Source organism: Rhodoplanes tepidamans, from assembly GCF_030813915.1.
GTDB lineage: Bacteria > Pseudomonadota > Alphaproteobacteria > Rhizobiales > Xanthobacteraceae > Rhodoplanes > Rhodoplanes tepidamans.
In genome coordinates this window covers 23,756-42,221 of sequence record NZ_JAUSUJ010000013.1, presented here as the reverse complement: position 1 = coordinate 42,221, position 18,466 = coordinate 23,756, and the positions used below count along the sequence as shown (strand labels likewise).

At 71.9% G+C, this 18,466-nt stretch carries 15 protein-coding genes; 7 read left to right on the top strand and 8 right to left on the bottom strand.

Going from position 1 to position 18,466, the window contains the following annotated elements; genetic code table 11:
* Positions 1-22 precede the first annotated feature (22 nt).
* Together J2S22_RS16335 and J2S22_RS16330 are read right to left on the bottom strand one after the other, a co-directional pair.
* A complete protein-coding gene (locus J2S22_RS16335) occupies positions 23-1,303 on the bottom strand; it encodes a M28 family peptidase (RefSeq protein WP_272777520.1) in 1,281 nt (426 codons plus the stop codon).
* On the bottom strand, positions 1,300-2,256 hold the full coding sequence (locus tag J2S22_RS16330) for a Bug family tripartite tricarboxylate transporter substrate binding protein (protein ID WP_272777521.1): 957 nt from the start codon (positions 2,254-2,256) through the stop codon (positions 1,300-1,302). The genes J2S22_RS16335 and J2S22_RS16330 overlap by 4 nt, the downstream gene beginning before the upstream one ends.
* Before the next feature lie 156 nt (positions 2,257-2,412).
* On the opposite strand from J2S22_RS16330, the gene J2S22_RS16325 reads away from it, so the two are divergent.
* Positions 2,413-3,354 (top strand): LysR substrate-binding domain-containing protein, encoded by a 942-nt coding sequence (locus J2S22_RS16325; RefSeq protein ID WP_272777522.1) that lies wholly within the window; start codon positions 2,413-2,415, stop codon positions 3,352-3,354.
* Positions 3,355-3,375: 21 nt separating this feature from the next.
* On the opposite strand, the gene J2S22_RS16320 is transcribed toward J2S22_RS16325, so the two are convergent.
* The 4 genes from J2S22_RS16320 to J2S22_RS16305 form a co-directional block, all read right to left on the bottom strand.
* The gene (locus tag J2S22_RS16320) at positions 3,376-4,410 is read right to left on the bottom strand and encodes a YihY/virulence factor BrkB family protein (protein ID WP_272777523.1); all 1,035 of its coding nucleotides are present in this window, start codon (positions 4,408-4,410) and stop codon (positions 3,376-3,378) included.
* A gap of 66 nt (positions 4,411-4,476) precedes the next feature.
* Positions 4,477-5,793, bottom strand: a complete 1,317-nt coding sequence (locus tag J2S22_RS16315; RefSeq protein ID WP_272777524.1) for a DUF3618 domain-containing protein — start codon at positions 5,791-5,793, stop codon at positions 4,477-4,479.
* Between the two features lie 4 nt (positions 5,794-5,797).
* Entirely contained in the window at positions 5,798-6,205 is a 408-nt protein-coding gene (locus J2S22_RS16310; protein WP_272777525.1) for a phage holin family protein, read from the bottom strand.
* Between the two features lie 12 nt (positions 6,206-6,217).
* Positions 6,218-6,952 carry a hypothetical protein gene (locus J2S22_RS16305; protein WP_272777526.1) on the bottom strand — a complete coding sequence of 245 codons (735 nt, stop codon included), beginning with the start codon at positions 6,950-6,952 and terminating at the stop codon, positions 6,218-6,220.
* A gap of 249 nt (positions 6,953-7,201) precedes the next feature.
* Here J2S22_RS16305 and J2S22_RS16300 point away from each other — a divergent pair, with 249 nt between their 5' ends.
* From J2S22_RS16300 to J2S22_RS16290, 3 genes are read left to right on the top strand one after another with little or no spacing between them, the layout of a single operon-like run.
* Positions 7,202-8,377: a vWA domain-containing protein gene (locus J2S22_RS16300; protein ID WP_272777527.1), complete on the top strand. Its 1,176-nt coding sequence runs from the start codon at positions 7,202-7,204 to the stop codon at positions 8,375-8,377.
* 11 nt (positions 8,378-8,388) lie between these two features.
* Entirely contained in the window at positions 8,389-8,985 is a 597-nt protein-coding gene (locus J2S22_RS16295) for a DUF8453 domain-containing protein (protein WP_272777528.1), read from the top strand.
* A gap of 29 nt (positions 8,986-9,014) precedes the next feature.
* The gene (locus J2S22_RS16290) at positions 9,015-9,302 is read left to right on the top strand and encodes a type II toxin-antitoxin system HicB family antitoxin (protein WP_272777529.1); all 288 of its coding nucleotides are present in this window, start codon (positions 9,015-9,017) and stop codon (positions 9,300-9,302) included.
* Between the two features lie 118 nt (positions 9,303-9,420).
* On the opposite strand, the gene J2S22_RS16285 is transcribed toward J2S22_RS16290, so the two are convergent.
* The gene (locus tag J2S22_RS16285) at positions 9,421-10,641 is read right to left on the bottom strand and encodes an AI-2E family transporter (RefSeq protein WP_272777530.1); all 1,221 of its coding nucleotides are present in this window, start codon (positions 10,639-10,641) and stop codon (positions 9,421-9,423) included.
* 284 nt (positions 10,642-10,925) lie between these two features.
* Here J2S22_RS16285 and J2S22_RS16280 point away from each other — a divergent pair, with 284 nt between their 5' ends.
* The 3 genes from J2S22_RS16280 to J2S22_RS16270 all read left to right on the top strand — a co-directional run bounded on the left by J2S22_RS16280 (position 10,926) and on the right by J2S22_RS16270 (position 17,181).
* The gene (locus tag J2S22_RS16280) at positions 10,926-13,256 is read left to right on the top strand and encodes an amidase family protein (RefSeq protein ID WP_272777531.1); all 2,331 of its coding nucleotides are present in this window, start codon (positions 10,926-10,928) and stop codon (positions 13,254-13,256) included.
* 166 nt (positions 13,257-13,422) lie between these two features.
* Entirely contained in the window at positions 13,423-15,435 is a 2,013-nt protein-coding gene (locus tag J2S22_RS16275; RefSeq protein ID WP_272777532.1) for a protoglobin domain-containing protein, read from the top strand.
* Between the two features lie 243 nt (positions 15,436-15,678).
* Positions 15,679-17,181, top strand: a complete 1,503-nt coding sequence (locus tag J2S22_RS16270; RefSeq protein ID WP_272777533.1) for a tetratricopeptide repeat protein — start codon at positions 15,679-15,681, stop codon at positions 17,179-17,181.
* A 60-nt stretch (positions 17,182-17,241) separates the two neighbouring features.
* On the opposite strand, the gene J2S22_RS16265 is transcribed toward J2S22_RS16270, so the two are convergent.
* Entirely contained in the window at positions 17,242-18,222 is a 981-nt protein-coding gene (locus tag J2S22_RS16265) for a hypothetical protein (protein ID WP_272777534.1), read from the bottom strand.
* Between the last annotated feature and the right edge of the window lie 244 nt (positions 18,223-18,466).

The window sequence follows — 18,466 nt, the reverse complement described above, 5'->3', positions numbered from 1 at the left end:
GCCGGCCGGGCCGGTGCGGCGATCAGCGTGCCGCGAGCCCGGCCAGGGTCGCTTCGTCGGCCGCCATGGCCCGCCCGACCAGCGCCGCGGCGGTACGGGTGGCCGCGACGAGCTCGTCGGGGCGGACGAGGTCGCGCCGGTCGCGCGCCGTGAGCAGCAGGCGCAGCGCGCTGTCCGGCGCGTCGAAGCCGGCGATCAGCCGCAGCGCCGGGATGCCGTGGGCGGCGAAATTGGCGTGGTCCGAGTTCGGCATCGTCGGAAGATGGGTGGCGAGCGCCAGCCCGTCCGCCGCCGCGGCGTCGCGGACGAACCGGTCGAGGGCCGGAAAGTCCGAGGTCAGCGCGGTGAGGTGCGGGGCGCCGCCGATCGAGTCGAGATTGACGTCGAGCCGCATGCGGGCCCGCTCGTCGGCCGGCAGCGCGGCGAGCCACTGCCGCGAGCCGGCGAGCCCCCATTCCTCGGCCGAGGTGAGACAGACCCGCAGGCCGCGCGGAAAAGCGGCGGCGCGCGGGGCGAGCCGGCGGGCGACCGTCAGCGCGACGGCGACGCCGGTGGCGTTGTCGATGGCACTCTCCCCGTGCGGATGGCCGTCGACATGGGCGCTGAGCACGACGAGGTCCGGCCCCTCTCCGGGCAGGTCGAGGGTGAGGATTCGGGTCCGCCCGGCGACGTCCTCGCTGTCGACGACGATGCGGGCGAGGGGCCGTCTGCCCTCCGGGCCGGCCGCGAGGGCGGCGGCCGCTGCGGTGTCGATGCCGAGCGCCGGGATGCCGGGTCCGCCGTCGCGGCCGCTCGATCCCGACACCGGGCCGGCCACCGGCTCCGGATGGGCGATCAGGAACCCGACCGCCCCCAGGCGCTGCGCCAGGCCGAGCTTGACGCGCCGGTGCACGTGGCCGGCGGAAAACGGGTATTCGTGGCGGACCAGGACGATCCGCCCGCCGACCGCGGCCGCGTGGCGGTCGAAGTCCTCCGGCCGGCCGCGGCCGAGGTCGATCACCTCCGCCTCGATCCCGGCGGTCGCCGCGGTGCCGAGCAGGGGCGTGCAGGCGAGCGCCCGGCCGGTGCCGAGATCGATCACCCGGGCGTCACGGCACTGCCAGCCGGCATACGCCACCGGCCAGGCGCGCGGCGCCGGGGCGCCCGCCGCATCGGCGATGTCGGCGAGGCGGCCGAGCGCCCAGTCGAGCGCCGCCCGCTCGCCGGGCGATCCGGCGACCCGGCCGCCGAACCCGCACAGCGCCTCGAAGTCGGCCCACAGGGCGCGGTCGACGACGCCCGCCGTCGCGGCTGGCGGCGTCACGGCGCCACCACGCCGACGCTGCGCACGATCTCGGCCCAGCGCGCGGTCTCGCTCTCCAGCAGGGCGCGGAACTCCTGCACGGACTTGGCCGACGGGGCGACGCCGAGCGGCTCGAGCTTGGTCGCGAAATCGGGGGCGGCCAGCACGGCCGCGAGCTCCTTGTGCAGGCGTGCGGCGATCTCGGCCGGCACGCCGGCGGGCGCCAGGATGCCCCACCAGTGCTCGACCACCAGATCGATGCCGCTCTCCTTGAAGGTCGGGATGGTCGGGCGCGACGGCAGCCGCGTCTCGCTGGCGATGGCGAGCGCCCGGATGCCGCCGCCGTCCAGCACCGCGCTGGCGGTGGCGAGCGTCGTGAACGAGGACTGGACGTGGCCGGCGAACAGGTCGTTGACGGCCGGGCCGGCGCCCCGGAACGGCACGTGCACGAGCTTGGTGGCGGTGCGCGCCTGGAACAGCTCGGCGGTGAGATGCGTCGTGCTGCCGATGCCGCCGGAGGCGATCGTCACCGTGTCCGGGCTCGCCTTGGCGAGGGCGACGAGGTCCTGGGCCGTCTGCGCCTTCACGCCGGCATTGACGAACAGCACCATCGACGTGGTGCCGATCAGCCCGACCGGGGTGAAGTCGCGCACCGGGTGATAGGGGACGCCCTTCTGGATCGCCGGCACGATGGTGTGCGGCATGTCGGCGAGCAGCAGCGTGTAGCCGTCCGCCGGCGCCTTGGCGACGATCTCGGTGCCGATCCGGCTGCCGGCGCCGGCCCGGTTGTCGATGATCACCTGCTGGCCGAGCGACCGCGACAGCCGCTCGGCCAGGAGCCGGCCGAGCACGTCGGAGCTGCCGCCCGCCGCATAGGGCACCACCAGGGTGATCGGGCGGCTGGGATAGGGCTGCGCCGCCGCGCCCGTCGTGATCAGCGCCAGGCCGAGAACGGCCGCCCATTTCGCCAGCATGTTCGTCTCCGAAGGTCGAGGGTCGATGGGCGAGCGGTACCGACAAGCCCGGATTGTGGCAAAGTGAAATGGGCGGCAACAGCTGCCCCGACAACGCAAATGTTGTGCAGCGAAAATGCGGTCAAATCCGCTCGGAAGATGCTATAAGTCCGACTTATGGAGTTCGAGCTTCGCCACCTGGAGGCCTTCCGGGCCGTGGCCGAGACCCGGTCGATGACCGCGGCGGCGCGCCTGCTCGGCGTGTCGCAGCCGGCGGTCAGCAGCCTGATCGCCCGGTTCGAGCAGCAGATCGGCCTGCCGCTGTTCCGGCGGACCGGCGGCGGCCTGGAGCCGACCGCCGAGGCGCTGCAGCTGGTCGACGAGGTCGCTCCGGTGCTGGCCGACTTCGACCATGTGCGGCAGGCCATCCACGACATCCGCGACGGCCGCTCGGGGCGGCTGATGATCGCGGCGCAGCCGCTGGTCGGCCTGGCGCTGCTGCCGGCCGTGCTGGCCGACTTCGCCCGCGCGCATCCGCGGGTGTCGTTCAAGGTGCTCACCAACACGTCCGAGCTGGTGCGGCATCTGCTGTCGGGGCACGCCTACGATCTCGGCATCGCCGACGTGCGGCTCGACGCCCAGGCCGCCATGCTGGCGAGCGTCGCGGCGCCCTGCGTCTGCGTGCTGCCGGCCGATCACCGGCTCGCCTCCTACGCGATGCTGACCCCGACGCTGCTCGACGGCGAGCCGTTCGTCACGAGCTTCCGGGAGCGCGAGATCCACCACCGCATCGGCCGCGCCTTCGCCGACGCCGGTGCGCAGTGGAACGTCGTCGCCGAGGTAGACTTCTTCGCGGTGGCCTGCGGCATGGTGGCGAACCGCTTCGGCGTGACGGTCGTCGATCCGTTCACCGCGGCGCAGGCGGCGCACGCGCCGCAAGGCGGGCAGGCGGCCGTCGCGGTGCGCGCCTTCGCCCCGGCGCTCGACTATCGCTTCGCCCTCTATCACCCGCTCCATCGCCCGCCGTCGACGGTGGCACGCGCCTTCGTGCGGACGTTCCTCGCCGCCGTGCGGGCCGTCGACGGCGTGACGGTGTCGGGCCGCGAGCCCGGGCCGTGAGCGGTCTTTCGCGTGCCGGGCTCAGCCGGAGGCGCCCGAGGCCGCCCGGCCGAGCCCGCCCTCCGGACGCTTGCGCGGCACCGCCGGGTCCTGGCATTCGAGCTCGGCGTCCAGCTCGGCGCCGACCAGGATCACGATCGACGAGATCCAGATCCACGTCATGAAGCCGATGGCGGCGCCGAGCGTGCCGTAGGTCTGGTTGAAGCTGCCGAAGTTCGCCGCGTACCAGGAGAACAGCACCGAGGCGGCGAGCCAGGCGAGCGACGCGACGGCGCTGCCCCAGGAGATCCAGCGCCAGCGTGCCGTCCGCCGGCTGGGGCCGAAGCGGTAGACGACGGCGAGCGCGAAGGCGAGGGCGAGCAGCAGCAACGGCCAGCGTCCGAGCCGCACCGCCGTGGCGCCGGCGTCGTCGAGGCCGAGATAGCCGAACAGCACCGGCACCACGATCACGGCCGCCAGCGCCGCGAGAATGAACACCAGGCCGGCGAGCGTGAAGGCCAGCGACTGGATGTTCAGCTTGAGAAAGCTGCGCTTCTCGTCCTCGTCGTAGACGATGTTGAGGGCGTCGAAGATCGCCTTCATGCCGGCATTGGCGCTCCACAGCGCGGCCCCGACGCTGATCAGGAAGGCGATGCCCAGGCTGGAGCGGCCCTGCTCGGCGAGCCGCTGCAGCTGGCCGCCGACCACCTCGATGGCGCCGCCCGGCAGCACGTTGGAGAGCGCGTCGATCTGGCCGGTGAGCTGGCGCGGATCGGTGAACAGCCCGTAGATCGACACCAGCGCCGCGATCGCCGGAAACAGCGCGAGCAGCGCGAAGAAGGTGACGCCGCCGGCGATCGAGGTGACGCGGTCCTCGGTGAAGCGCCGGTACACGCCCTTCAGCACCGCCCAGGCGCCGCGTTTCGGCCGCCGTTGCGTCGAGGGGGCGAGATCGGCGCGGGGCGGCGGGGCGTCCCCGTGTGGATCGCGGCGGCCGTAGCCGAATGCGAGCAGTGCGGCGGAGAGGCCGAGCACCAGCAGCGGCGACCGGTCGGCAGGAGGGGAGGGTGGCTTCATCGGGCTCGGCGGCTGCGGAACGGGGTCCGGCCGGCACCCGAAGGCGCCGGCCGGCAGGGATGGTGATCAGGTCCGCTTGCCGGGCTGCCCCGGGCGTCCGCCCGTCGGCCCCGTCGCGGGCGAGGCGGGCGACTGGGCGATGCCGGGCGAAGCGAAGTGGGTCGCCCCGGCAGCGCCCGGCCCGCCGGCGTCGACGGTCGCCTTGTCGCGCCGGCCGTCGTCCCGCCTGCCGTCGTCGCGCTTCGCGTCGCTCTTCCCGGCGACCGTGCCGACGTCGCCGGCGAGCTTCTCCTTGGCGTGGTCGAGCTCCTCGCGGGTGCTCTCCTTGGCGGCGCCGGCGACCGCCGCCACCTTGTCGCCGAGCTCGCCCGCCTTGTCGCCGAGGTCGCGGGCCCGGTCGCCGAGGTCGCGCGCGAGCCCTTCGGCGGCGCCCTTGGCGGAGCCGGTGGTGAGGCCCTGCTCCTCCGCCTCGTCGCGGACGCGTTCGGCGACGCGGCCGGCGGCCTCCTTGGCCTCGCCGTAGTAGGAGCGGATCGTCTCGGAGGCCGCCTGCTTCATCTCGTCGGCGGTGTCGCCCATCAGCTCGTCCTCGGTGCGCGAGCGCGGCATCGCGGCCCCGATGAGAGCGCCGAGCGCCAGCCCGACGGCGCCGACGACCAGCGGCTGCTCGCGGACGATCCGCGTCAGCCCCGCCTGCGCATGCGACGCCTGCTCGGCGATGCCGTCGCCGACCGAGCGGGCGCGGGCATAGGTGCCGTGGCCGAGCTCCGAGGCGCGCTCATACGCCCCGCGGCCGAACTCCGAGGCGCGATCGCCGAGATCGCCGGCGCCACGGCGGACGCTCTCCGCGGCACTCGACGCGGCGCCGGCGGCGCGGCTCACCGCATCGCCGGCCGTGTCGTAGGCGCTGCCGGCCGCGTCGCGGGCGGTCGAGGCCGCGCTGCCGACGCCGGAGCCGACCGACGCGTAGGCGCCGCGCGCCTTGTCGGCCGCAGCCTGGGCGGCACTGCCCGCCGTCCCGGCCGCCTCACGGGCCGCCGAGGAGATTCCGGACCCGCTCGCCGCATGGGACCCGGTCCGGGTGGTCGCGCCCGCATAGGGCGTCGGCTCCGGCACGATCGACGGCGCCGGCGGCGGCGGGCGCCGCGGCGAGAACATCAGCCAGGCGAGGCCGGTCGCCACCAGCGCCACGGGCAGGGGCGAGCTGCGCACCTGCCGGCCGAGATTCTGCACGAACTCGCCGCCGCCATGGCCGCGCGCGAAGGCCATGGCCTGGTCGACGATCTCACCCGGCGTCATGCGTTCGCGCAACGCCTCCAGGGTGTCGTTGAGCTGGGCGCGCTGGCGCTCGGCCTCGGTCTCGATCTCGCGAGCGGTCGGCATCGGATCACCTCACCTGATTGCGTGCGACGGCCGCGTCGCTCTGGAGCTGGGACATGGTGCGGGTCGGCGTCAGGTTCTCGGCCTTGAACCGGCTGGCGCCGATCAGGGCCAGGATCGCTCCGACGAGCAGCGTGGCGCCGCCGACCAGGAGCGCGGCCCAGTGGCCCTCCCAGCCTGCGTCGACCAGGGCGGCGACCGCTGCCTGCAGCAGGATCACGAGGCCCGGCATCAGCAGCACGGCGCCGATCGCCACCAGCGCGACGCCGGCGCCGACCTGGCCGATCTTCTCGCTCATCTCGGTGCGGGCGAGCTTCGTCTCGGTGCGCACCAGCGACGTCACCTGCTGGACCAGATCGGTGAACAGCGCGGGGACGGACCGGTGGTCCTGGATACGGTGGTCCTGGAGACCCATCGTCGTCTCTCCTCAGAACTCGTTGTGGGGGAACGCGGTCGGGTCGGTCCGCCCGCCTGCGCCGGTGCGGGGGCCGGAGGTCGCGCCGGCGCCGGCCGCGACGGGGCTCCGCGCCGCCGTCCCGGTCGGCGCGCCCGGCTGCGGCTGCAGCGGCGGGCTCGGGGTCCGGTAGCGCGGCGCACCCGTGCCCGAGGCGGTCGTCTCGCCGTGATCCGCGGCGGACGCGGCGCCGCTCTTGAGGAAGCGGGCGAGGGCGAAGCCGGCGACCAGCGACAGGCCGAAGAACGCCGCCGTGTTGTTGCGGGCGAAGCGCTCGGTGTCGCGGGCCAGATCCTCGACGCTCCTGTCGCGCACCGAGGTCGAGATCGTCTCGAGCCGCGAGGCGCCACGGCGGATCCACTCGGCCGTCTGCGGCATTTCGTCGTCGAGCTCGTCGGCGGCCGACGAGATCGCCCGGGCGACGCCGCGCACCCGCTGGGCGCCGGCCTCCTTCTGCTCCTCGGCGAGGGAGCGGGCCTTCTGCTGCAGGGGCTCGGCCATGGCGGCGGCCTGGTCGCGCATGTCGGACGCGGCGGCGACCATCTCGTCCTTGACGCTGCCGGCCGCCTGCTTCACCTCGCCGGCGACCCGCTCGGCATCGTGCCGCAGCTCGTCCTGCGGGCTGCGCGAACCGGACGTCCCGGTGGAGCCGGTGCCGGGCATGGATGAGCCGGTGGACTGTGGTCCGGGCCTGGACTGGTTCTGCATGGCGTAGCCATCCCCTGTCGGACGCGGCGGTGCCGCTCCGGTGCTGGTGTGACGTCGGTCGTGAACGCGCGTGTCGGCTCCCGTGGGACGCCCCGAGATCGCCGCGACGGGCCGGCCGCGATCCTGGGCTCAACGTCACGCCGATAAGGGAGTTCCGGCGGAGCCCCGCGGTGCGGCTCGACCGCGCGGCGGGGCCGGCTATACTCTCCCGTCGCGCCGGCGGTGCGTCGCTGCCGGCAGGAGAGCGAGATGTTCATCAGCTTCTTCCATGCGCTCAAGAGCGCCGGCCTGCCGGTGACGCTGCGCGAGTACCTGACGCTGATGGAGGCGATGGACGCCGACCTCGCGGGGCGCAAGGTCGAGGACTTCTACTATCTGTCCCGCGCGCTCCTGGTGAAGGACGAGCGCAACCTCGACAAGTTCGACCGCGTCTTCGGCACCGTGTTCAAGGGGTTCGAGAGCACGGCCGAGGCGATCACGGCCGAGATCCCGGCCGACTGGCTGAAGAAGCTGGCGGAAAAATACCTCACCGACGAGGAGAAGGCGCAGATCGAGGCGCTCGGCGGGCTCGACAAGCTGCTGGAGACGATCAAGCAGCGCCTCGCCGAGCAGAAGGGCCGCCACCAGGGCGGCAACAAGTGGATCGGCACCGGCGGCACCTCGCCGTTCGGCGCCTACGGCTACAATCCGGAGGGCATCCGCATCGGCCAGGAGACCAACCGCAATTTCCGCGCGGTGAAGGTCTGGGACAAGCGCGAGTTCAAGGATCTGGACGACACGGTCGAGCTCGGCACCCGCAACATCAAGATCGCGCTGCGGCGGTTGCGAAAATTCGCGCGCACCGGAGCGCCCGAGGAGCTCGATCTCGACGGCACCATCCGGGGCACCGCGCACAAGGGCTATCTCGACATCCACATGCGGCCCGAGCGCCACAACGCCGTGAAGGTGCTGGCCTTCTTCGACGTCGGCGGCTCGATGGACTGGCACATCGCGCTGACCGAGGAGCTGTTCTCGGCGGCCCGGCTCGAGTTCAAGCACCTCGAATACTACTACTTCCACAACTGCCTGTACGAGCGCGTGTGGAAAGAGAACAAGCGCCGCTGGGACCACACCACGCCGACCTGGGACGTGCTGCACACCTATCCGCACGACTACAAGGTGATCTTCGTCGGCGACGCCTCGATGAGCCCCTACGAGATCGTCACGCCGGGCGGCTCGGTCGAGCACATGAACGAGGAGCCCGGCCAAGTGTGGCTCGAGCGGGTGACCCGCACCTACCCGGCCTGCGTCTGGCTCAACCCGGTGCCGCAGGAGCACTGGGAGTACACCTCGTCGATCCGCATGGTCCGCCAGCTGATGGGCGGCCGCATGTACCCTCTGACGCTGGACGGCCTGGACCGGGCGATGCGGGAGCTGCTGAGGTGAGGGGCGCAGGAATGGATCCGGTAGCTATTGCAACGATAGTTTCGGCTGTTGCCACCGTGGCGGTCGCGGCAACCACAATAGTTTATGCTGTTTTTACTCGCCAACTCGTTCTTGAGAATCAGCTTCTCAGAAAGGCTTCGTCGCAGCCCACCGTGGTCGTTTATGCGCTACCAGATAAAGATGTTCTACAGGCGATAAACTTCATCGTTGCGAATGTTGGCCTGGGCGCTGCGCGTAACATTTCTGTTGTGGTGAAGGCGGATCCCGAGGATTTGACGAAACACGGCGTTTATCTGTTCAAAAATTGGGGTAAAAGGCCCATCTCTGTCCTACCTCAGGGTGAACAGATATCAGCGTTCATGGGCGGATTAGAGTTGTTTGAAGACCCCCCGTTACAGGCGTTCGATGTCGATGTTTCCTACCAAGATTTGTCGGGTGGTGTATATGAAGAGGCCTTTAATATCAACGTGAAAGACCTTCTTGGATATACTCGCGTCGAGTCTCCAGACCGAAAGGCGTTGGATTCGCTTCGCCGTTGGTGTGATTCGATGAGCAGCGCTGTCGCATCAGGAAGGGTTCGGGTAGAGATATCGAAGCCAAATTCTTGAAAGTACGACATGGTTTTCTGGTAGCGCACATGCCCCATTACATCGCCCTGATCCACAAGGATCCCGAGAGCTGCTACGGCGTGTCGTTTCCCGACGTGCCGGGCGTGATCACGGCCGGGGACACCATCGACGAGGCGATGCGGAACGCGGCCGACGTGCTGGCCTTCGCGGCGGAGGACTGGTCGGACCTCGACGGCGCGGCGTTCCCGTCGCCGCGCACCATCGACGAGCTGCGCCGCGATCCGGCGTTTCGCGACGACGCGGCCGACGCCGTCGTCGCCGCCGTGCCGTTCCGAGTCGCTGCGGCGGCGGAGTGAGGGGCCTCGCGCATCCATCTCGCTTCGAAATAGGGCTCTTGCGAAAGGATGGATGGCCGGGTCACGGCTTCGGCCGGCCCGGCCATGACGGTTGAAGATCCTTCCGCGTCCCGTCCCCTCACTCCCCCGGCGCCAGGGCGTCCTTCGCCGCGGCGGCCGGCGGCACCTCTCGCCCAATGCCTTGCGCCAAGGCGGACGGGCCGGCGGGGGGGACCGACGGCGGCGATGCCGGCGGTGCTGCGGCGCGGCGCCAGGCGTCGAGGAGATTGACGAAGACGCCGAGCAGCGTCGGGCCGATGAACAGGCCGAGGAAGCCGAAGGCGAGGAAGCCGCCGAGCACGCCGAAGATGATCAGGGTGAGGGGGAGCGCCGCCCCGAAGCTCACCAGCCAGGGGCGGATCACGTTGTCGACGGTCGAGACCATGATGCCCCAGGCGACGATGAAGATCGCCCAGCCGGTGTGGCCGAGGCTGAACAGCCACCAGCCGGCGCCGCCCCAGATGATCGCCAGCAGGATGCCGAACTGGCTGAGCGCGATCAGCATGGAGACGAAGCCGAGCACGCCGGCCCCCGGCACCCCGGCGAGCAGCAGCCCGAAGGTCATCAGCCCGGCCTGGATGGCGGCCGTCCCGACGATGCCGTAGGCGACGCCGCGCACCGAGTCGGCCGCCGCGTCGAGCGCCGCCCCGGCCGTGTCGCCGCCGAGCCGCACCGTGACGTCGCGCATCGCGTGGCCGATGGTCTCGCCCTGCAGCCACAGCAGCGTCGCGACGGCGAGCGACACCAGCACCTGGAAGATGCCGTCGGCGAACGCCTTGGCGATCTCGACCAGGGCCCGCTGCAGCTCGGCCGAGTAGGACTTGAACACCTCCTGGACGATGCTGCTCGGGTCGGCGAGGTCGGCCCACACCCGGCGGATCGGCTCGTCGACGAACGGGATGTTGGCGAGCCAGCCGGGCAGCTCCGGCATCCCGGCGAAGTAGCTCTGCGCCTGCTGCAGCCCCTTCACCAGCCGCTCGGCGAGGCCGGGGGCGAGGAACACGGCCGGCAGCCCGATGGTGGCGATGGCGGCGAGCAGCAGCAGGCTCGCCGCGACCACGGTCGAGACGCCGTGCCGCACCAGCAGGTCGCGCAGCGGCCAGGTCGCGATGGCGAGGATGCCGCCGAACAGGATGCCGGTGATGAACGGCTTGACCACCAGGAAGACGCCGACCAGCAGCGCCACGAACACGGCGAGTGCCGTCACCCGCTCGATCAGGCTCGCCGTCGAGGCGAGCTTGGCGGCGAGCACGTCCTTGGAGGCGGCGTCGGGGTGGGCGGGGTCCTTCGGGCTCGTCATCGGGGGCTCGTGTGGTCGCAGGCTCGTGTGGTCGCGGGGTCTCGGGTCGCGGGCTCTTGGGCCGCGGCGCCGGTCGCGACGATCGCGGCGGCGGTCGACAATAGCCGACCTCGCGGTGCACCGCACCCGGGACACCGCACCCGGGAGACCGCGGCCGCGACGGCCGCGACCATTGCCTCGATCCGGCGGGCGCGGTCTACTCGCGGTTGCCGCCTGCCGGCGGCCGATCGGACCCACCCCCGGCGATCTCCGCCGACCCCCGCGCCAAGCAAGAAGGAGCCGCCATGACCGGGCAGGCCACCCCGTCTCCGTTCCGCCTGGAGGAAGCGACCATCGACGAGATGCACGCCGCCATCCGGGCCGGCGAGATCACCTGCGTCGCGATCGTGCAGCACTACATCGACCGGGTGCGGGCCTTCAACGGGCCGGCGAGCCTGCTGGTCACGGCCGACGGCGTGCCGGTGCCGCCCGCCGCCGGCGCGGTGCGGGGCGGCGCGCCGCTGCGCTTTCCCACCGCGACCGTGAAGGCGTCCGACCTGCTTCCCGATCTCGACCGCTACCGCGGGCCGCCGCTGGAGTACGGGCGGATGGAGCCGACCGCCTCCGACCCGTCGGTCGCCCAGCAGTACGGCACGATCGTCGGCATGCCCGACGCCGGCCAGGTCAACGCGCTCTCGACCCTCAACATCCGGGGCGAGCGCTCGGTGACCTTCGCGGGCGATTTCGACCGCCATCCCGACGACGGCCCGCTGCCGGAGAATGCACCGCCCGGCGCCGAGGTCTTCCGCCGCTGGCCGGATGCGCTGGAGCAGGCCGCCGCGCTCGATGCGCAGTACGGCCGCGATCCCGATCTGGCCGCGCTGCCGCTCTACGGGGTCGTGTTCTCGTTCAAGGATTCGTTCGACACCAGGGACATGCGGTCGACCGGCGGGGCCGACGCGCGCTACGACGTCGACGTGCCGGCGCGCGACCACGTGCTGGTCGAGCAGCTTCGGAAGAAGGGCGCCATCATCTTCGCCAAGGCGGTGTGCACCGAGTACAATGGCCGCGGCGGCAATCCGGGCGGACGGCACGCGCCCGACAGGGTGCTGCCGTCGACTCTCGGCTATCAGCGCTCGAGCTGGGGCGGCAACCCGTCGAATCCCTACGACACCCGGCGCGCCGCCTCGCTCGGGTCGAGTTCCGGCTCGGCCCTGTCGGTGTCGACCAACATGGTGATGGCGAGCCTCGGCGAGGAGACGCGCGCCTCGTGCCGCGGTCCGTCGAACCACAACGCCGTGGCGCTGATCCTGCCCCACAAGGCGATGCTCGGCTTCGACGGCGGCGCCATCGGGGCCGACATCTACTGCGACCGCAGCGGCATCCACGCCCGCACGCTCGCCGACTGCGCCAAGATCCTCGATGCGCTGAAGGACGACGAGCAGGGCTATTACGATCCGCGCGACGTCTACACGACGGTGCCGCGCCCCTCGGTGCTGCCGGGCGGCTACGCGGTCCACACCGCGAGCCGAGGCGCGCCCGGCGAGCTGAACGGCATCCGCCTCGGCGTCATCCGCGAGTCGATGCTGGTGCCGCCGGGCTCGATGACCGAGGTGCCGATCGTCACGGCGGCGGCGCGCGAGATCAAGGAGATCCTTGCCGGCCGGCTCGGCGCGACCCTGGTGGAATCGAAGGATCCGCTGTGGACGCCCGATCCCGACATCGAGCCGATGGGCGTCGACTTCCGCACCGCGCTGGCGCGGCTCGTGCCGGTGTTCATGCCGGATCTGCTGTTCCGGCTCGGCCGCGACGGCCGGCCGCTGTTCCCGGAGTTCGCCGACGCGATCGTGCCGACCGCGTTCGCACCCGGCAAGGTGTTCGGCAACGGGAGCATGGCGCCGATCGACTGGTGCGTCGCGATGGCGGAAGGGCGCATCGCGCCGCCCAAGAATCTCGACATCGGGACGATCCAGCAGCAGGAGCTGGCGATGGCGTTCCGGTTCCACATCAGCCAGTACCTGATGCGCCGCGCCGCCGACTGGGCGGAGCACGGCGTCGCCGAGACGCTCGCCGACTGGCCCGCCCTGAACGCGCGCTCCAAGTTCTGGGGCGACGATCAGCGGGCGGCGTTCAGGAACTGGGAGGAGGTGGCCGATCCGCGCAATCCGCTCGGCCAGCGCCAGGGCGTCGACGAGCGCATCATGCTGCGCGAGCTGCTGCGCCGCGTCGACATGATGGTGATCCTGGAGAACAGGCTCGACGCGCTGGTGCGGCTGCACTCGCCGTGGCCGCCCGGCCTGATCGGCCATCCGCACCAGTACGACATCCTGCACAACCTGGCACCCGAGTCGCTCTACGGCCCGAACGCCGGCCTGACCGAGGTGCTGGTGCCGGCCGGCTACGTCACCACCGTCTACGATCCGGTCTACGCGCTCTCCGCCGACGGGACCCGGTACGTCTCGGCGCCGTCGCACACGCCGACCACGCTTCCCGAGCCCGGACTGCCGTTCTCGCTGGTGTTCCGGGCCGAGCCCGGCAAGGAGGACGTGATCCTGAGAATCGCCTCGTCCTACGAAGCCGCCTCGAAGCGGCGCGTGCCGCCGCCCGCCTTCGGCCCCATCCCTCGCAAGGGGTGACCGGAGCGAACCTAGCCAATAAGAACTATGGCGCTCGAAGCGTACCTCCTCGGCTATGCATGCAAATTGTGAAGAGCTCGTTGGATCGGCATTAACCCTGCGTGCACCGGTCGAGTAATAGGGTACCTGCGATTTTCTCCGATCAGCAGCCAACGAGCGGACGATCATGGGCGAGCCCGCGACACCTGATCATTTCAGCACCGAACTGTCCTACGTCTCCTTCGACCCCGACAGCGCCGCGCTTCTGCGCGCGGCGAAGCCGGTGCTGATGGCGGCCCTGCCGCGCATCCTCGACACGTTCTACCAGAAGACGATCGCGATCCCGCCGCTCGCCGCGATGTTCGAGAGCGCGCAGCGAATGGCCTACGCGAAGGAGGCGCAGGCGAAGCACTGGTCGTATCTGTTCGACGGGCTGTTCGACGAGCGCTACCGGGAGTCGGCGAAGCGCATCGGCCAGACGCATCACCGCATCGGCCTCGAGCCGCACTGGTACATGCTCGGCTACGGCATGCTGCAGGCGGAGCTGCTCGCCGCCGTGTTGGCCGACCAGAGCCTGCTGCTGACCGCGTCCCGGCGTCGCCGCGTCGCCGCCATCCAGGCGGCGGTCGGCCGCGCCGTGATGATCGACATGAAGACGGCGCTGTCGACCTACTGGGACGAGATCGAGGTCGCCCGCCGGCAGGACGCCGAGACGACGATCGAGCGGATCAACGAGCAGGTGATCGACACGGTGGCGAGCGTCGGGACCTACAACAAGAGCCTGCTGGACAGCGCCGACGCGATGAAGATCGTCAGCGAGAGCGTGAACGAGGACGCGAAGGCCGCCTCCGGGGTCGCCGAGACGGCGCTCGGCTCGGCCCAGACGGTCGCCGCCGCGGCCGAGGAGCTGCACGCGTCGATCGCCGAGATCGCCCGCCAGGTGAACCGCGCCTCGACGGCGGCCCGCGCCGCCGACGGCCGCATGAAGGAGACGCGCGGCGTCGTCGACAATCTCGACAAGGCGGCCGACGAGATCGGCCAGGTGGTCGGGCTGATCGGCGACATCGCGTCCCAGACCAATCTCCTGGCGCTCAACGCGACCATCGAGGCGGCGCGCGCCGGCGAGGCCGGCAAGGGCTTCGCCGTGGTCGCCGCCGAGGTCAAGACGCTGGCCAACCAGTCGGGCCGCTCGGCCGAGCAGATCGCCGGCCAGGTCAGCCACATCCAGGAGGTGGTGCGGCGCACCGCGACGGCGATCGACGAGGTCGCCGCGACGATCCGCGAGCTCGAGGGCATCTCGTCGTCGATCTCGACCGCCGTCGAGCAGCAGTCGGCGGCGACCAGCGAGATCGCCCAGAACGTCGGGCACACCGCCAGCCATGTCGGCCAGGTGAGCGTCCTGATGGAGGACGTGACGAAGCGGGTCACCAAGGCGCACCGCGCCTCGCTCACCGTGCACGACTCCACCCGCAGCCTCGACGCCGTGGTCGGCACCCTCGGCCGCATGCTCACGCGGGCGGTGCGCACCGCCTCCGCGGTGGCGCAGCGGCGGCGCTACCGCCGGCGCGGCCTGCTGGTCGAGGCCGAGCTCACGAGCGGCGGCAGGACCGAAGCTGTCCGGCTGCTCGATCTGTCCGAGGCCGGGGCGCTGCTGCACGGGGCGCGCCAGGTCGCCAATCACGCGCAGGTCGTCGTCACGATCGCGGGCGAGGGGCTGCGGATCGAGGGCACCGTGGTGGCCTGCAGCGAGGGCATCCATCACGTCAACTTCGCCGAAGAGCTGCCGACCGCGCGGGTCGACGCGCTCGCCGCCAAGTACTTCGATCATCTGATCGAGATCGCCAAGGCCGACCACCGCGCCTTCGTGGCGCGGGTGCGCGACGTCGTCACCGGCAAGACGAAGGCCGACGCCGCCGAGGCGACTCACCACACCTGCCGGTTCGGCAAGTGGTACGACAATGTCGGCGACGACGTGCTGACCGAGCGGCCGTCCTTCAAGGCGATCGCGCATCCGCATCTGGCGCTCCACCAGGCGGGCTTCGCCGCGCTGGATGCCGTCAGGGACGGCAACCCGTCGCTCGCCGCCGCGAAGCTCGGCGAGCTCGAAGGCCTGTCCCGGGAGATCATGGATTGCCTGGACGCGCTGGCGGCCGACATGCGGGCGACGCACCGCGGCAGCCGCCCGGCCCGTGCCTCCTGAGCGGATCGCGACGCTGGACGACGACGTGGAGGTGACGCTGGCCTTCGAACCGGCCGGCGGCGGCACGCGGCTCAGCATGGCCGTGCGCTAAGATCGCCGCGCGGTGCCCGACGCCGCGCTCTCCTCGCAGACGTTCCCTCCGGCGCGGCCGCGGCGCCTGCGCAGGGGCGCCGGCCGGATCGCCCGGCGCCGGAAAACCCCGTCCCGTCCGTATCATGGTCGAGCAGGAGTGGCAGGCGGGGCATGCGACACGAGCGGGACGGCCGGGAGATCGGGCGGGCGCAGGCCGATCTCGGCGCCGCCCTCATGCAGCAGGAGCGGCTCACCGAGGCGATCGCCGCGTATGCGGCGGCCGTCGCGGTCAATCCCGGCCGGGCCGCCGAATGGCTCGCGGAAGCCAACTACAAGATGGCGCGCGTGCTGCGTCAGCGCGGCGACGACGCCGGCGCCGAGGCGGCCTTGCGCGAGGTGATCGCGCTGCGTCCGGACTGGCCGACCGCCCATGTCGGGCTCGGCATGGTGCTCAAGGACACGGGCCGGCTCGAGGAGGCGCTGCGATGCCACCACGAGGCGGTGCGGCTCGATCCGCGCAGCGCCGCGGCCTGGACGACGCTCGGCGTCGCGCTGCACGCCGTGGACGAGTTCGAGGCCGCCGAGGCCGCGCACCGCAAGGCGATCGCGCTCGCCCCCGAGGCGGTCGAGCCCTGCTGCAATCTCGGCCGCCTGATGCACGACCTCGGGCGCCTCGACGAGGCGCGCGCCCTGCACGAGGCGGCGGTCGCGCGCGCTCCGGACGACGGCACGGCCCGCTTCAACCTCGCCACCGCGCTGCTGCTCGACGGCGATTTCGCCCGCGGCTTCGCCGAGTACGAATGGCGGCGCCGGCCCGGCGTGCTCGTCCCGGCGGTGCGGTCGTTCGCCGTGCCGGAGTGGCGGGGCGAGCCGCTCCACGGCCGCACGCTGCTGCTGCACGCCGAGCAGGGGCTCGGCGACACGCTGCAGTTCGTCCGCTTCGTACCGGTCGTGGCGGCGCACGCCGCGCGCATCGTGCTCGAGGTGCAGGCGCCGCTGGCCGGGCTGCTGGCGCGGAGCCTCCCGGGCGTCGCGGTGGTCGCCGCCGGAACGCCGCTGCCGCCCCATGACTGCCACCTGCCGCTGCTCAGCCTGCCGGTGCGGCTCGGCACCACGCTCGACACCCTCCCGGCCGCGGTGCCTTACCTGCGGCCGGCGCCCGACACGGTCGCCGCCTGGCGGGAGAGGCTCGCGGCACGAGCCGGCCTCAAGGTCGGCCTGGTGTGGGCCGGCAATCCCAAGCATCGGTTCGACCGGCGCCGCTCTCTGCCGCTCGCGCGGCTGCTGCCGCATCTGCCGGCCGGGGGCGTCGCGCTCCACAGCCTGCAGAAGGATCTCCGCCCGGACGACCGGGCGGCGCTGGCGGGGCGGCCCGACATCGTCGACCTCTCGGGTGCGCTGGGCGACTTCTCCGACACGGCGGCGGTCGTCGCGGCGCTCGATCTGGTGGTGTCGGTGGACAGCGCCGTCGCGCATCTGTCCGGCGCGCTGGCGAAGCCGACCCTGCTGCTGACGCCCCACGCGCTCGACTGGCGCTGGCTGCGCGATCGAGCCGACAGCCCGTGGTACCCGACGATGCGGCTGATTCGTCAGTCGCGCGCGGGCGACTGGTCCGACGTCCTGGTGCGCCTTCAGGAGGCGCTGCGCGCCCCGGCGGACGCGGCGGTCGTCTGATCACGCCGCGGGCGGAGCCGGCGGCGTCGCGCGGATCGGGGCGTCGCGGATCGGGGCGCCTCAGTCGCGGGGCGTGGCGCCGGCGTAGCGCGAGCGCTTCGCCCGCAGCGTCTCGGCGATCTGCTTCCAGTTGCTGCGCGCCTGGATGTGGGCGGGATCGTAGCCGGGCATCGGCCGGGCGATGGCGAAGCGGGCGCCGTTGCGATCGATCCAGCGCCACACCTCGGAGGCGTCGCCGCTGCCGTGCTCGATGGTGATGTCGATGGCGCGGCCGTGCCCGTAGCCGCCGGTGCGACGGCTGCCGCCGTGCAGCGAATTGCCGACCGAGGCCTTGAAGCCGGAGGCGAGACGCTGGCGGAAGTCGTCGCGGAAGGCGGAGAGGATCGACCAGCGCAGCCCGTCGGCGTCGAGCGCCTTGCCCATGTGATAGAGGGTCTCGCGGAAGTCGCGGTCCATGCCGCGGATGACGTAGTCCTTCAGCGACATGTTCATGCGCTTGGCGGCGGCCGGGTCCTTCCAGGTGAAGTCGCCGGAGCCGTCCTTCTTGGTCGGCGTGCGCAGATAGGCTTCCCAGAGATAGTCGTCGATCTCGTCGGGGGCCTCACCGCGGCGGACCTTCGCCGGAGCCGCCGGCGCCAGGGTGGCGGCCCCCTCGGCGCCGTCGGCCTCGACGGCAGCGGCGCCGCCCAGGCTGCCGGTCACCCCCGGGTCGGCGTCGACCATCGACAGCGAGGCGAGCGAGAAGGTCGGCTCCCAGGAGAGGATGTCGGCCGGGCTGCCGTTGCCGCCCTCGGGGCCGGACTCGTCGGCTTCGAGGTCGGCCTCCGCCTCGATCGCCTCCTCGGTCTCGGTGCCCATCGGCGCGAGCGCCACCGGTCGGGCGTGCTCGACGATCCAGACGCGATCCTTGGGGGTGGGGAAGGGGCTCGACACGGCGAGCGGCAGGGCGACGAACAGCATCAGCCCGCCGCAGCCGACGGCGCCTGCGAGTGCGGACCAGAAAGAAATCGTGTCGCCCGTACCGGCGGAATACGCACGCATCTCGAACCCGAAGCTTCTTGTTCTGTGGCGGCGCGGAACGCGCCGGCGGCAGGTTGCAGCGACGGGGTTCGACCACCGCCTGCGCGACGAGCCATCCTCGTCCCGCAGGGTTAGCGTGCGGTTAATGGACCTTTCGGCCCGGCCCTCCCCCCGGAGCGGCCCGTCTACAAGGAAGGAGCAATGCGGCGCCGGCGTGGCGACGAAAACGGGCATCCCGAGGGGGTGCGCGGAATGGTAAAGGCGG

Excerpts from the sequence above, each read along its gene's own strand:
- J2S22_RS16310 (WP_272777525.1), bottom strand. The coding sequence starts at position 6,205 with ATGGGTCTCCAGGACCACCGTATCCAGGACCACCGGTCCGTCCCCGCG.
- J2S22_RS16290 (WP_272777529.1), top strand. The coding sequence starts at position 9,015 with ATGCCCCATTACATCGCCCTGATCCACAAGGATCCCGAGAGCTGCTAC.
- J2S22_RS16305 (WP_272777526.1), bottom strand. The coding sequence starts at position 6,952 with ATGCAGAACCAGTCCAGGCCCGGACCACAGTCCACCGGCTCATCCATG.
- J2S22_RS16300 (WP_272777527.1), top strand. The coding sequence starts at position 7,202 with ATGTTCATCAGCTTCTTCCATGCGCTCAAGAGCGCCGGCCTGCCGGTG.
- J2S22_RS16320 (WP_272777523.1), bottom strand. The coding sequence starts at position 4,410 with ATGAAGCCACCCTCCCCTCCTGCCGACCGGTCGCCGCTGCTGGTGCTC.
- J2S22_RS16295 (WP_272777528.1), top strand. The coding sequence starts at position 8,389 with ATGGATCCGGTAGCTATTGCAACGATAGTTTCGGCTGTTGCCACCGTG.
- J2S22_RS16275 (WP_272777532.1), top strand. The coding sequence starts at position 13,423 with ATGGGCGAGCCCGCGACACCTGATCATTTCAGCACCGAACTGTCCTAC.
- J2S22_RS16280 (WP_272777531.1), top strand. The coding sequence starts at position 10,926 with ATGACCGGGCAGGCCACCCCGTCTCCGTTCCGCCTGGAGGAAGCGACC.
- J2S22_RS16325 (WP_272777522.1), top strand. The coding sequence starts at position 2,413 with ATGGAGTTCGAGCTTCGCCACCTGGAGGCCTTCCGGGCCGTGGCCGAG.
- J2S22_RS16285 (WP_272777530.1), bottom strand. The coding sequence starts at position 10,641 with ATGACGAGCCCGAAGGACCCCGCCCACCCCGACGCCGCCTCCAAGGAC.
- J2S22_RS16270 (WP_272777533.1), top strand. The coding sequence starts at position 15,679 with ATGCGACACGAGCGGGACGGCCGGGAGATCGGGCGGGCGCAGGCCGAT.
- J2S22_RS16265 (WP_272777534.1), bottom strand. The coding sequence starts at position 18,222 with ATGCGTGCGTATTCCGCCGGTACGGGCGACACGATTTCTTTCTGGTCC.
- J2S22_RS16330 (WP_272777521.1), bottom strand. The coding sequence starts at position 2,256 with ATGCTGGCGAAATGGGCGGCCGTTCTCGGCCTGGCGCTGATCACGACG.
- J2S22_RS16315 (WP_272777524.1), bottom strand. The coding sequence starts at position 5,793 with ATGCCGACCGCTCGCGAGATCGAGACCGAGGCCGAGCGCCAGCGCGCC.